Below are 14,780 nucleotides of genomic sequence, written 5' to 3' on the forward strand. Positions count from 1 at the left end.
AAAGAAGTTCCTTTATAGCAGTATTGCGATATTGACACTCATTTGCATGATCGGCTTGGGCCTATGGAGTCTTTCAGCTACACAGCTATTTGCTAAGACCCCTATTTCATTGAATGTAGTAGAAGAAGCAATTCGTGAAAACGAAACATTTCATCTGAAAATAGAGGATAATCGAACATTAGCGGATCTTGATGAGGAATCAGATACTAGAAAGAACGTTATCTTAAGTATTCCAGAAGGACTGAATTTTGTTAAAGCTATTCAGGATGACGCATTAAGTGATGAGAACCAAGCCTATTTTATGTGGGATGAAACAGGTCAGAACTTAACTATTTCAATGAATGTAGCTCAAACCTCATTAGAAGTATTGTTGAATGCGGAAAAAGGTGGGGATTATCTTGTTGAGCTAGTAGATGAAAAAAATAATCTAGATTCACAAGAAATTCAACTTTCTGTTTTGGAATCAAAAGAAGAGTCTGAAGAAGTTTCTGTACAAGATGTTGATTATTTACCATTAGACGATAGATTATCTCTGGGTGATTCAGAAATCACAACTCATAATAGCTTGATTAAAAATGTTTTTTCAGATGTTGAATTGAAAAATAATAGTAAGGTAGTAGTAGATGTTAATAATTTAGAAGACTATTTTACTTTTTCAGATTCGGCCAAGAACGAAGGCAGAGGTCTAGTGACGTTGACTCAAAACGAGACTTATTTAGCCGGTTCAATAAATTTGAAAGAAAAACTTTTAGCTGATTATCCAGTACTTTTAACGGGTCGTGTAAATTTAGGCGCGAGTAGCAGCGGAGCTGATGGTATGGGATTTGGTTTTCATACATCGACACTTACATCTGTAGGTCAAACAGGACAAGGTATGGGAATGGCTGGATTAAATGATGCTTTTGGTTTTAAGCTGGATACACACTATAATTCATCAGCAAACGGCAATACAGAAGCAGATCCATCAGCATTTAGAAGGTCAGATGCCTTTGGGAGTTTTGTTTATACTGATTCCACTCGTATATTAAGAAACTATATGGGAGGTGAAGCACCAGCTAGAGAGATACCGGCTGCTTCAAATAATCAATTTCGTGAGTTTTCATTGGTTTATAATCCAGGAGTTAGTAACAAAATTTTGAGCATAAACTACAATGGTCAAGTATGGCATACAGACATTACAAAGTGGCTGCCTAGCCATGTTGAAGAGTTATCATTCTTAATTTCAGCAGCTACTGGAAATAGAACCAATTTGCATCAAATTCAAATTGATCGAATGGAGTATGTAACAATTCCTGATGAATTTACTTTTATTGATGTTGATAAAGATAACTTTTTAGAGCATTTTGACTTACATGGAAGTGCAAACTACAATCAGTTAAATGGTGTTCTAAAGCTAACAGATAACCTTAGAGGTCAAGCTGGAAACGCCACACTTAAAGAGAAAATTAGTAATGATCATCCGATGGAATTCGTAGGAAAAGTCAACCTAGGATCGAACAGTAGTGGTGCTGATGGCTTTGCTATTGGTTTTCATCAAGCAGAAAATATGGATGTTGGTCAAAATGGACAAGGAATGGGACTCGCTGGTTTAGCATCAGCGTTTGGCTTTAAATTAGATACTCATTATAATTCGACCGCTAGTGGTAATGCAGATAGGGATCCTGGTGAATTTAGTAGAGCGAATGCTTTTGGAGCCTTCGTGTACACGGGATCAGATAGGATGCTGAAAAATCATATGGATTCAGATTCTCCAGGAAGGCAGATTACGGCGCCATCAAATAACATCTTTAGGGACTTTAAGGTTAGTTATAACCCTGGGGAACATACAAAAATTCTAACAGTAGAATATAATGGGGCTGTTTGGCATAGAGATGTAACTTCTTGGCAAGCAAATCGAGTGACTGCCTTCTCATATATCATGTCAGCAGCAACAGGAGATAGAACTAATTTACATGAAGTACAGATTGAAAGTTTTAGATATGTTGCAGGACTAGGGAAAACAGAAATTCAATATAAAGATGTTGACACAGATGAGGATATCATTGATCCACAAATCATTGAATCTGGAGTAGGTGAAACAGTATCATTAAATCCGATGAATACATCAAATGATTCACCATACAATCTTGGCTACGATTATGTAGAAGTTAGTAGTGAGAGTGAACACTTTAATCCAGAAAATAATACGATTGTTTTAACCGATGAGGTACAGACAGTAACGTACTATTTTAAACGTGTAGAGAGTTCTATCGATGTCGAATACATTGATGAAAAGGGAAATACTATTTTAGAGACTGAAAATATAAGTGGGTTAGTAAAAGATATTTATGAAATAACGCCACCTGAAATTGCAGATTTCGAGTTTTTAAGAGTTAATCCTTCTAATGGATTAAATGGTATTTTTGAAAGGGAGAAGAAAACAATATCGCTTGTTTATAGCTCTACTAAGGGAACTGTCGAAGTTAAATATGTTGATATTGATGGAAGTACACTTGCAGAATCTGATATTTTAACAGGATATATTGATACTGAGTATATCACTCACTCTAAAGAAATTGAAGGTTATACCTTAACAGAAGACCCTCATAATGCAAGAGGTATTTTTACAAAAGAAGATATTGTTGTCAGCTATGTTTATGAAAAAGAAGAAAGAGATGCTGTACTAATAGTCGAATTTGTGAATGAACTAGATCAAGTACTTCCTGGTTATACAATTACGATTGAAAATCATCTGATAGGGGATGAAGTTGATTTAACGAAAAATCAAGGAGTAGTAGAGCAATTGGCAGCATTAGAAAGTGCAGGTTATGAAATTGCTGAACGTCCTGTAAATGAAGCAGCTGTTTTGTTAGATCAAGCAGAAGTAACGGTTTGCTACAAAATTCAAGGCGTACTTAGTCTAGCATCAGCACCTAACTCCCTTGATTTCGGATCACTGACATACAATGCAACGACTCAAAGGGTGGAAGATCCAGATATTGATCAACCATTAATTGTTACGGATACACGAGCAGAATCAGCGAATGGCTGGACATTAACGGCCTCATTATCAACACCAATGATAAATGAGGATGGACAAGAGTTGATCAATGCCTTGCGTTATGTTTATAAAGGTCATGAAACTATTTTAGACAGCAATGCCCAAACCGTGTACTTGAACACAGACGGTTCAGCAGGAAGTTTTGATATAAGTAATAGTTGGGGCAACCAGACGGGAACAGATGGTGTGAAACTACAAATTGGGTCATCGGATATCGTGCATACAGGAAGTTATGTTGGTGTGATCACATGGAAAGTCATGGCTGGACAGCCGTAAAAGGAGAGGGAAAAATGAGAACGAACAAATTAATTATCATATTCTGCTCCTTGATTGTGCTGATGAGTGCCAGTTTATGGCCAGTCATTGTTTACGGAACGGAAGGCGCAGGTGGTCAGGTTAATACAGATGGGAAAATATCATTTTACGATGAGGAAGTCGAGTCTGATGAATCAACACCTATAGAAACGGATAAACCGGAATCATCTTTAGAAGATGATGATTCTGCGAAGAAACCGGCTGGAAATCTTCCGAGCACTGGTGAACGAATGGGAAATTTTGGATTTATCGGAATTGCTCTAGTTTTACTTGTTTTTCTTCTAGTTATGTTACGTAAATGGACAAACAAGGAGGAGAGGTAGATGAAACGACAAAATTTTAACGTTGTGACCAGTATTCTCACAGTAGTAACAGGAGTCACACTTTTTAGTCCAGTTGTCCAAGCGAATCCAGAGTCATTGGAGCAATCGGGAACTGTTACTGTTGAAGGTAGTGCCATCACAAATCCAATTGATCCTGAAAATCCTGGTGAGGTTGTTGATCCCGGTGAAGGTCCTTCAACAGAAGGGGCTCTGCGAATAGATTATGTATCAGTTCTTGATTTTGGGCGAGCGCAACTAACCGATACAAACCGCACCTTTCCAGCACTGGCCCAACAATTCTTAGGAGAAACTGGACCACGAGGAAGCTTTATCCAAATCACCGATCAACGGGCTGTCTCAACGGGCTGGACACTTCAAGTGAAACAGAACCATCAATTTAGAAACACGGTGATTCAAGAAACCAGTGAACAAGAACTAAGCGGTGCGGTCCTTTCCTTAGATAAAGGCTGGGCTAACAGCAGTGGCAACAGCGGTTCACCAACAGTAACCCGAGAAACGATTGCGCTAAATTCGATTGGCACCGCCTACGAATTAGCTACAGCGACGGCTGGAAATGGCCGCGGTGTTTGGACAATTGCCTTCGGTGCTTCTGAAACGAATAGCAACAACTTAGATAGTACCTTGTCACCAGCGATGGATGCAGTAGGGAATCCAGTGATGGATGAGTTTTCCGGCAAACAGGCGTATCATAACTCAGCGATCAGCTTAACGATTCCAACTGCCACAAAAATTCATCCAGTACAATATGCAACAGAACTAACTTGGATATTAGCCGAGTTACCTTAACTTTGTGATACTTCTGGATTCGTCCAGGTTATCAAATAAATAATATAGAACCATACACAGGAGGAAACACATTATGAAACTAACAACATTATCATCAGCAGCTATCGTCGCTGCACTAGCAATCGGTGCATTGGCGCCAACTGCAGCTTTTGCGGATGCAACATCATTGAACTCAACTGGAACAGTAACAGTTGAAGAAGGCGGAACTGATCCAGATGAAGAAGATTCAGGAACAATTGATCCTGAACCAGATGGCGATGGAGACGGTACTTTACCTGAGCCAAATCCAGATGGACCGGGTGAAGAGCCAAATCCAGATCGCGGCCCATTAATGATTGAAAAAGTAACAAACTTAGAATTTGGTACAATCAAAACATCTGCAAATGAAGTAACTGCTTTTGCAGCGCCGATGTTGTTTGGCGAAGGTGATGATGCAATGACACGTGGAGCGTATGTACAATGGCGTGATATCCGTGCCGGAGGTACATTTGGCTACACGGTAACAGCTGAAATGAGTCAACAATTTACAGGAAAAGATACAAACAAATTAGCTGGAGCAACGATTGATTTCAGTAATGGTTTTATGACTGCGCAGATTGACAATACCAATAAAGCGCCAAGTCTTACTGCGCCAGCATTCCAATTAACTGAAGATGGTGCGGCAACAACTGTAGTAACAGCTAATGCAGCAGCAGAAGAAGGTAAAGGTCGTTACATCATGGCTTTTGGTGATAGCAGAGAAGAAACAGATGCAAACTCAGTAAAACTAACAGTTCCTGCTTCAACTGCTTCAAATATGGCAGTAGATGAGTATGTAGCGAAAGTAACATGGAAAGTTGTAGCTGCTCAATAACTTTAGCTTTTCCTAAAGTAGAGGCTGAGACAGAAGTGCTAAACCTCGAGAAAGAAGAAGGAATTCACGAAAATTGTATTTCAAATTTTTGTGAATTTCAGCTTATTTCCAAAGAGATTGCTTCTGATCTCACCGTTTATTCGGGTGCAGTATGTGGAGCAAAACTGTTCTTTAGTTTTGTCCCGCACATTGCCTTTTAACTACAATCACATACATAGAAAACTAAAAAGACATGAGGTTATAGATGATGAAAAAAATACTAAAAACAATTGGAATTATTCCGTTAATGATCGTGTTACTTTTGCCAAGTTTCTTTCTGGCACCTCTAGCTCATGCGGAGGACGATATTGCTGGAGCGACTGGCTTTACGTACAGTTTAAATTTTCCGGATAATCAAATGGAAAACAATATCGGCTATTACAAGTTGAAAATGTCCCAAGGACAAGAACAAACGCTAAATATAACCGTGAGTAACCCCAGCACTGAAAAATTAACGATTGATGTCGGGTTAAACGGTGCAGTAACAAACCAAAACGGGGTCATTGAATATGGTGATTCAGACATTGAAAACGATGTATCCTTAAAATTTGATTTCGAAGATATTGTATCCGGACCAGAATCGATAGATTTAGAAGCAGGAGAAACTAAAAATCTTGAATTGAAAATCAAGATGCCGGAAACCAGTACCGAGGGTGTAATCGCTGGTGGCATTCAGTTAATGAAAGCCGATCAAGAAAACAATGTTTCAGAAGAAGGCGGTTCGCGAATCATTAACCAATATGCTTATGTGATTGGACTATTGCTTCAAGAATCCGAAGAAGAATTATCACCAGATTTAAACTTAAATAGCGTTTTCGCTGGACAAAACAATTATCGTAATACGATTTTCGTTGATTTCTCCAACGTCATCCCAGCATTTTTAAACGATATGACCGTAGAAACTCAAATCAATGCCAAAGGAAATGACGCTGTTTTATACGAACGAAAACAGACTGCCATGCGCATGGCGCCAAATTCATTCATCCAATTTCCGGTTAGTATGAACGGCGAGCGAATGGTATCAGGCACTTATGTAGCCAATATTTTAGTCACATCAGGCGATCAACGATGGGCATGGACAGAAGAATTTGAAATTACTCAAGACGATGCCGATAAATTCAATGAACGAGATGTCGGTTTAGTACAGGAAAAAGGCTTAAATTGGCAACTAATTGCACTGCTTGTAGGTACTGTGATCCTTCTAATCGGGATTGTTTTCGGTATTATGACGTATTTACGTAAAAAGAAACAACAAAAAGAACTAGAAGAGAAAAAGGCACGTAAAAAGAAAAAAGCAAGTCAAAACAACAGCAGTAACGAAAAAAAGCAAGCAATGGATGAATAGGGGCTGAAACACATGTCTATTTTAGAGAGTATCTTTGTAGCAAGCCTTGCAGCCGCTATTATAACTTTTTTAGGTATTTTTCTTTTTGGGTTTTTATATTTTATTCAACAAAAAGAATTAGGGAAATTACCCAAGAAAAAACTTAAGAATAAGAAGAAAAATAAAAAAATAGCAAAACAAAAAAAGGAACTTCAGCGAAAGAAAAAAAAGAGTCTTGTCTGGATTATGTGGCTGATAATTTTAACCGTATCATTTTCAGGTTCATCTACGTACATTTCCTATTATCAAGCGATGAATCTAACAACGGAAGATTCGGATTCAGTTGTACGTGGTTATTATCTCCTACGCGATTTTGAAGAGCAACTGATTTTAGCGCGCGATCAAGCTGATGATGAAGAAAAACTCCAACAAAACATCCGCTACTTGGCGACAGCAATGGCAAGTTACGGAACAAAAAAAGCGAGTACCTTAAATTCTCAAGAAGGTCAGCTAATCTTGAATCGCTATTATAATGCGACTAAACAACTTGGGATGAATGCCAGCACCCAAACCAAAAATTTCTATGGTAATCCAGATTTAGTCGAAGAATTTTTACGAGATATCATAAAAGCACAAGAACACGAACGAGCGGCATTTGACTATTACAAAGTGAACGAAGCCGCCTTTTCAGAAGCGAAATGAAGAAATAAATGTGAAAAAATGAGGGAAATAGGAGTTTGATGCATGTTGAAAGACCAGTTACTAACAAAAATTAAGAAAAAAAAAGCAAAAATCGGAGTTGTCGGCTTAGGCTATGTCGGGTTACCTTTAGCAATGGAATTCGTTAGTGCCGGTTTTGAAGTTATTGGAATTGATACAAATAAAAATACAGTAAAGGCGTTGAATGAAGGTCAATCACATGTATTAGATGTAAAAAATGAAATAGTTACTTCAGCGGTTAAATCCAACCGATTTAGCGCAACTACAAATTTTGAATCAATTGAAGAGTTGGATGTACTTAGTATTTGTGTGCCGACACCTTTAAATAAAAACCAGGAACCAGACATCAGCTATTTGGAATTTACAGCTGATAAAATTGAACGATATATGAAAAAAAGCTTATTGATTTTGCTGGAAAGTACGACATATCCAGGTTCTACACGTGAATTATTTCATCACAAATTGGAGTGGAAGAATAAACATATCAATCAGGATTACTTTTTATGTTTTTCACCTGAACGCATTGATCCAGGCAATGCAACCTTCCAAACTAAAAATATTCCAAAAGTAATTGGTGGGATAACAGAAGAAAGCTCTGAATTAGGCCAAGCGCTCTATGGTTCAATTTTAGATCAAATTGTGGTTGTGAGTTCTCCTGAAACAGCTGAAATGAGTAAATTACTTGAGAATACGTTTAGAAGCATCAATATTGCCTTTATCAATGAAATGGCCATGATGTGTGAACGAATGGATATTGATATTTGGGAATCAGTTGATGCTGCTGCGACAAAACCATTTGGATTTATGCCATTTTATCCCGGCTCAGGAGTTGGCGGACATTGTATTCCACTTGATCCGATGTATCTGTACTGGAAAGGCAAACAAAGTAAATTTTTTAACAAATTTATTGAACTTTCTCAGGAAATCAATATGAACATGCCGTTTAATGTCGTCGATAAAATTTACGAAGCCCTAAACATGCAAGAAAAATCAGTGAAAAATTCTAAAATTCTTTTAGTTGGTTTGTCTTATAAATCAGATATCAGTGATATTAGGGAGTCACCAACGCTAGATATTTATGAAACATTAAATGCTAAGCATGCAGATCTTGCGATTTTAGATCCTTTTGTCTCCTCATTTAAAGATAAACATGGAACAGAGATCCCCGTCATACAAGCAAATATATGTGATTTTGCTTCATATGATTGTGTTGTTATTCTAACAAAACATAGTACGATTGATTATCAAACCCTTTTAAAAGAAAGCCAAGCAATTGTTGATATGAGCCATACGTATAAAAAAACTGGAGATAAAATCTTCAGAATTGGCGGCGGCAAATTAGATCGTCAGGTATTTAAAAAAACGACAATCAAGGAGAAAGAACTTAGTGGAAAGTAAAAAGCAACGGAGAACTCATTTACTATTATCTTGTATCACTTTCGCTTTTTGTGCAATGCTAATTGGCTTGATTGGTTTTTGGCGAACTGGTCATATTTCAAAAGCCTTTAGTATGTATGGCTGGTTTATGATTACGTATTTGATTATCAAAACAGGACTTTCAATGTTTTATCAGGTCGATACCAGTAAACCGCCAAGGTTAGATGTAACGGTCGTAATTCCTGTTTACAATGAATCAAAAAAAGCAATTTTAACCCTTTTAACAGGCTTATCAAAACAAACTTACCCAATTAAAGAAGTTTTTGTTGTTGATGATGGTAGCCAAAAGTATGTCTTGGATCAAGTTATGGAAGAAGTAATCAAAACAATGCCTGAGTCGTTTGCCCGGAAAATTACGATTGCAAAATTACCTCACAATCAGGGAAAAAGATTTGCTCAAGCATATGCATTTGAACGAAGCACTGGGGATATTTTCTTCACTATGGATTCAGATGGCGAAATTTTTCCGACAACGTTGTATGAACTAATGAGACCCTTTAGAAATAAAAAAGTTCAAGCTGTTACGGGTCATATTAATGCAAGAAACAAAAGAAATTCATTGCTTTCGTATTTACTAGATATGCGTTATGATAATGCCTTTCGTGTAGAACGTGCCTCTCAATCAGTTACAGGAAATATTCTAGTGTGTTCTGGTCCGATTAGCTGCTATCGACGTGAAGTCGTTATGAAAAATTTAGATCGATATTTGAATCAAACAGTCTTTGGTGTACCAGCTCATGTTGGTGATGATCGTTGTTTAACCAACTATGCGAATGAACTTGGTAAAACAGTATATCAGGAAACGGCAAAATGTATTACAGATGTTCCGGAAAAAATCGGTGTATTTTTGAAACAGCAAACGCGTTGGAGTAAATCCTTTTTTAGAGAAAGTTTCATTTCAATGAAACTGATTCGAAAAAGACCTTTAGTCTTTATTTGGTCAATAACCGAAATTTTGCTGTGGATTGTCTTTTTAGGAGCAATTTCGTATAATATTTTTTGGCACTTTGGGGACCTTACTCTAAACGACTGGTTATTCTTTTTACTACTAGCTTGTTTATCTGCTTATGCGAGAAATGTTCATTATATTTTTAAAGATCCATTTTGTTATTTGCTTGCACCAGTATATGGAATCTTCCATTTTTTTACGATTCATATTGTTCGTATTTATGCACTTTTGACTTTGAAAGTGAATAAGTGGGGTACACGGGTAGAAAAATCAAAACAAGCATAAAATAAAAATATCATATTTATTTGGAATGGAAAAACTGTATGATAGAAAGATAATCTTAATAAACGCTACTAAGAAGCTATTATCTTGTTCTAAGGGATAATAGCTTTTAGATTGTGAATCACTGTTTATTCGTACATGTACAGATCTTAGACTAACTATAGTATGAGGATATTTATTGAAAAATCCGTAAATGGATGATATAAAAGAAACGCAACAAAAAATGAAGCATCTAGCTTTTAAGAAACTAAAGGAGAAAAAATGAGCAAACTGGAAATCCGTAAATTATTACAAGTACTCTTAGGTACAAGTTTTATCTCTTTGGCGGTTACATTACTTATAACTGCTCATAAAGGCGCTGATACAATTAGTATTTTTCTATTAGGCATCTTGAATATTTTTGATATTCCTTTCTGGGTTGCCAGTCTTCTATTTAATATCATTATTCTTTGTATTGTGGCTATTTTTAATCGGAAAGAACTAGGTATTGGAAGTTTTATTAATGGTCTTGGCTTAGGGTTGTTAATTGGGATATTTGAACCTGTTATGGACCAAGTATCAGTAAACATCTCGTGGTACCCGATTTTTTCAATTCTTGTTGCCCCAATTTTATTTGGAGTAGGTGCAGGTATTTATGTTTCATCTAATAAAGGGTCTGCCGCACTTGAAGCATTAACACAACTGATTTTTAAACATACTAATCTGAGTTTGAAAGTTATTCGTATGGGGTTAGATGCGACGATGGTTATTGTAGGAATGTCACTAGGAGCGCCAATTGGTATAGGGACGTTAATATGCGTCGTTACGATTGGGCCTATTTTTGAGAAAACAATGAAAGTTTTAAACCCAACAAACTGATATAGGGGTAAATACCCAATCTATTGTGTGAATGACTCATGATTAATGAATACGAAGCGTAGGCAAGAAGTGTAGGGCTTATCCTTTCTTCTTGTCTATTTTCTGTGTGCGTATTCAATTTTTTGTCTAAGATTATAAGTGTTTTCCCGAATGACATATAGTTAATTATTCCAGCAATAAAACAAAGTTATGCTAAAATGAAATTATCTAGACGAGAGAAAACAAAAAATAGAGTTTTAAGGAGAATGAGTATGAACCAGACTTTGCGTCAATTTGGGCTTGTTTTATTGGCGATAGTACTGACAATTGGGGTTCTTTTTGCATTTTATCCACGGTTTATTCTAATTGTTTTAACACTATTGGAACTGATTTCTATTTTATTAAGTATTTATATTTTATTAAAAAAAACGGCAGTAACAAGTGTGAAAATTGCATGGGTTTTAACGTTGTATTGTGTACCGTTTGTAGGGTTGTTTTTATATCTCTTTTTTGGTCGAAGTAAGTTAAAAAGCAATGCTGTTCAGCGAAAAGAGCAAGAAGAATTAGTTCAATATGTTCAAACACTGCACCAAGTAAAAGTCGACCCATTAAACAATTTACAGATGAAAAATGAACGTTTATCTGCAAAAGCTGTGACTGGAGGAAATCAGTTCGAGGTACTTACAGATGGGGAAGAGACATTTGAAATGATTTTCTCTGCATTAAATGATGCACATGACCATATTCACTTATTTTACTTTATCATCAAAGAAGATGAGGTAGCAGATCAGCTGCGCAAAATTCTAATTAGAAAAGCTTCGGAAGGTGTTCAGGTTCGTTTTGCTGTCGATGGCTTAGGTTCCTTGAAACTTTCGGATAGTTATCTTGACTCGTTGAAAGCAGCAGGCATTGAAGTTGCCGTTTTTAATCCAATTCGTTCGTTTTATCATATTTCTAGAGTAAATTGGCGCAATCATAGAAAAGTGATTGTAATCGATGGGAAAATTGGTTTTGCTGGCGGTTTGAATGTTGGAAATGAATACTTAGGCATTACTCCTAAATTTTCACATTGGCGGGATACGCATTTGAAAATTACAGGACCGTTGGTTAATCAACTGCAGGAAACATTTTTATATGATTGGCTTTACATGAAAAATACTTCAGGTAGTGCTAGTCAATTTATGTCTGAAACTTATTTTTCAGATGCAGCAGTCGGCAGTGATGAAGGGCAAGTAGTTTATGGCGGACCGTATGATTCAGAGCGGGTAGTTCGAGATGTTCTATTTAATATGATTGATTCAGCGAAAGAGAAAATTTCGATTGCCAGCCCTTATTTTGTACCTGACGATGAACTGCTCGCTTTGCTACGTCGGGCTGCGCGCAACGGGATTCAAGTAGAAATTATTATTCCAGGAAAAGGTGATCGTAAGCTTTCTTATTATGGGAATGATTATTATATCGAATCATTGCTTAGTGCAGGGATTCATGTATATAAATATGATGATACAGCATTTATTCACTGTAAAGTAATGATTGTTGATGACCAGATTGCTACGATTGGTTCAACAAATTTCGATATTCGCAGTTTTGATATTAATCATGAAATTTCGGTTATTTTATACAGCGGTCAAGCTATACAAACATTAGTTACTAATTTTAATACAGACCGTTCGAATGCAAAACAGATCACAGAACATGAATTGCTACAACGAACAACTTGGCAACGAATAAAAGCCAAATTGAGTGGACTTTTTGCACCGCTCTTATAAAAAACGGAAGTAAAATACTACTTTTTAACTATAACAAAAGCCATTTCCTTGACGAAAAATGAAGTACTGACTAGTATTTAAGAAAAGCGAGCAATAAGAAAGGAAGAAAAATTATGAGCATCTATGATTATCAAGTCAAAACAACAAAAAATGAAACTGTTTCATTAGAGGATTATCGTGGAAAAGTGCTTTTAATCGTTAATACAGCCACTGGATGCGGCTTTACTCCTCAGTATGAAGGTCTAGAAAATTTGTACAAAAAATACCAAGAACAAGGTTTGGAAATTTTAGATTTTCCTTGTAATCAATTTGGGCATCAAGCGCCAGGGACCAATGAAGAAATCAGTGATTTTTGTCAAATGACCTATCAAACAACTTTTCAAACATTCGGAAAAATCGATGTAAATGGTGAAAATGCTGATCCTTTATATGATTTTTTAAAAGGAGAAAAAGGTGGGCTTTTAGGTGGTGCGATCAAGTGGAACTTTACTAAGTTTTTAGTGGATCGAGATGGAAAAGTTGTTAAGCGCTTTGCTCCAACTGTGGAACCAGAAAAAATTGCTGGAGATATCAAAAAGTTACTTTAAAAGAGGCTAGTTTGCTAAGTGTGGAGTGAAGATACATTTTACTCTGCACTTTTAATTTATATTTTGGATGAGGAATTAGGTCTATTTGAAAAAATGATCTTTGATAAAATGTGTTATACTTTCCTAAAAGAAATAAAAACGTTTATGAAGGAGAGTTAAATGAAAAAGTTAGTTAGAGCAAGTATGTTTTATATGATTTTTGGTTTGTTGGCAGGTGTTTACTATCGTGAATTCACTAAGTTCCATGAATTTACTGATAAAACGCAGTTAAGTACGCTACATACACATGCACTTGTCTTAGGAATGATATTCTTAATTATTGTTTTACTGTTGGAAAAGAATTTTCAAATTATGAAACATAAGAATTATCAAAAGTTTTACATTCTTTATAATATCGGCTTGGGAATTACATTATTAATAATGCTGATTCACGGTACTATGACGGTGCTAGACTACTCCTATAGTGCCGCAATCTCAGGTGTTGCAGGCATTGGGCATATTATCATGACTATAGGTCTGGGCTTCTTTTTTAACGTGTTATTTGGTTCTATTAAAGAATAAATTTTTGTGTCATCTGTTTATCTGGTATAAATCAAAACTATGTTTTTGTTTTGATTTATACTTTTTTATTTATAATTTAGACTAGTCAATGAGCTCTTTTAGAAAGAAAATTTAAAAAAACTTAGTTGAAACAGGAAAAATAAATACGTTTTGTCATCCTTATCTTTGTTGATTTTATTGCTATTAGTAGAAAAAAAAGATAAAATACAAACCATATTGATGAAAAGGTGGTAAAGAAAATTGGACGCAAATATATTTAGTTTGGTCGGAGTACTGATCGTTATTGTTGGATTTGCTTTAAAATTAGATTCGATTCTAATTGTTGCGGCATCACTAATTGTAACGGCTTTAGTTAGCGGCATGGGTTTAACTGCGATGTTAGACATTCTTGGGACAAGTTTTGTATCAAATCGAGGTATGGCAATTTTTATTATTATTATGTTAGCTACAGGAACATTAGAGAGAAACGGTTTGAAAGAATCTGCTGCACGTATGATTAGAAAAACCAAAAAAGTTAATGCAAGTGTAATTTTAATGATTTATGGTGTTTTCAGAACCGTTTTTGCGGCATTCAATGTTAGCTTTGGCGGTGTTGCAGGATTCGTTAGTCCGATTGTTTATCCAATGATGGAAGGCTCTGTTGAATCTAAAAATTTACCGGATAATGAAGAGTATTTTGAAGAGTTAAAAGGAATGTCTTCTGCTATGGAAAATATCACATGGTTCTTCGGTCAAAACCTATTTATCGGTGGAGCTGGAGCGTTGTTAGTACAGTCAACATTGAAAAATTTGGGCTATGAAGTATCATTAGTGAACTTGATGCTGGTTGAAATTCCAGTGGCTCTTGTGGCATTAATTGTTGCATGTGTTTACTTCTATATTAAAGACAAGCGCTTGATGAAAAAATATTACGGCGAACAAAAAGGAGGAAACTAAA

General features: G+C 36.1%; 13 protein-coding genes. All 13 read left to right on the forward strand.

The window, feature by feature from the left end; all coding sequences use genetic code 11:
• Positions 1-31: 31 nt before the first annotated feature.
• The 13 genes from C240_RS04130 to C240_RS04190 all read left to right on the forward strand — a co-directional run bounded on the left by C240_RS04130 (position 32) and on the right by C240_RS04190 (position 14,779).
• Positions 32-3,316: a lectin-like domain-containing protein gene (locus C240_RS04130; protein WP_271491355.1), complete on the forward strand. Its 3,285-nt coding sequence runs from the start codon at positions 32-34 to the stop codon at positions 3,314-3,316.
• Positions 3,317-3,330: 14 nt separating this feature from the next.
• On the forward strand, positions 3,331-3,678 hold the full coding sequence (locus tag C240_RS04135) for an LPXTG cell wall anchor domain-containing protein (protein WP_271491357.1): 348 nt from the start codon (positions 3,331-3,333) through the stop codon (positions 3,676-3,678).
• Positions 3,679-4,485, forward strand: coding sequence for a WxL domain-containing protein (locus C240_RS04140; RefSeq protein ID WP_271491359.1), 807 nt, complete (start codon positions 3,679-3,681; stop codon positions 4,483-4,485).
• Between the two features lie 73 nt (positions 4,486-4,558).
• Positions 4,559-5,338 carry a WxL domain-containing protein gene (locus C240_RS04145; protein ID WP_271491362.1) on the forward strand — a complete coding sequence of 260 codons (780 nt, stop codon included), beginning with the start codon at positions 4,559-4,561 and terminating at the stop codon, positions 5,336-5,338.
• A 244-nt stretch (positions 5,339-5,582) separates the two neighbouring features.
• On the forward strand, positions 5,583-6,722 hold the full coding sequence (locus tag C240_RS04150) for a DUF916 and DUF3324 domain-containing protein (protein ID WP_271491365.1): 1,140 nt from the start codon (positions 5,583-5,585) through the stop codon (positions 6,720-6,722).
• A gap of 12 nt (positions 6,723-6,734) precedes the next feature.
• On the forward strand, positions 6,735-7,403 hold the full coding sequence (locus C240_RS04155; RefSeq protein WP_271491369.1) for a hypothetical protein: 669 nt from the start codon (positions 6,735-6,737) through the stop codon (positions 7,401-7,403).
• A 42-nt stretch (positions 7,404-7,445) separates the two neighbouring features.
• Positions 7,446-8,819: a nucleotide sugar dehydrogenase gene (locus C240_RS04160; protein WP_271491372.1), complete on the forward strand. Its 1,374-nt coding sequence runs from the start codon at positions 7,446-7,448 to the stop codon at positions 8,817-8,819.
• A complete protein-coding gene (locus C240_RS04165) occupies positions 8,809-10,092 on the forward strand; it encodes a glycosyltransferase (RefSeq protein WP_271491376.1) in 1,284 nt (427 codons plus the stop codon). The genes C240_RS04160 and C240_RS04165 overlap by 11 nt, the downstream gene beginning before the upstream one ends.
• Before the next feature lie 258 nt (positions 10,093-10,350).
• Positions 10,351-10,947: a YczE/YyaS/YitT family protein gene (locus C240_RS04170; protein ID WP_271491378.1), complete on the forward strand. Its 597-nt coding sequence runs from the start codon at positions 10,351-10,353 to the stop codon at positions 10,945-10,947.
• 251 nt (positions 10,948-11,198) lie between these two features.
• Positions 11,199-12,695 (forward strand): cardiolipin synthase, encoded by a 1,497-nt coding sequence (cls, locus tag C240_RS04175; protein ID WP_271491381.1) that lies wholly within the window; start codon positions 11,199-11,201, stop codon positions 12,693-12,695.
• A gap of 113 nt (positions 12,696-12,808) precedes the next feature.
• Entirely contained in the window at positions 12,809-13,282 is a 474-nt protein-coding gene (locus C240_RS04180) for a glutathione peroxidase (protein WP_271491384.1), read from the forward strand.
• A 159-nt stretch (positions 13,283-13,441) separates the two neighbouring features.
• Positions 13,442-13,843 carry a DUF2871 domain-containing protein gene (locus C240_RS04185; RefSeq protein ID WP_271491387.1) on the forward strand — a complete coding sequence of 134 codons (402 nt, stop codon included), beginning with the start codon at positions 13,442-13,444 and terminating at the stop codon, positions 13,841-13,843.
• A 240-nt stretch (positions 13,844-14,083) separates the two neighbouring features.
• Positions 14,084-14,779 carry a DUF969 domain-containing protein gene (locus C240_RS04190; protein WP_271491389.1) on the forward strand — a complete coding sequence of 232 codons (696 nt, stop codon included), beginning with the start codon at positions 14,084-14,086 and terminating at the stop codon, positions 14,777-14,779.
• Position 14,780: the final 1 nt, after the last annotated feature.

The sequence above is a fragment of the Enterococcus sp. 5H genome (assembly GCF_028128615.1).
Taxonomy (GTDB): Bacteria; Bacillota; Bacilli; order Lactobacillales; family Enterococcaceae; genus Enterococcus_L.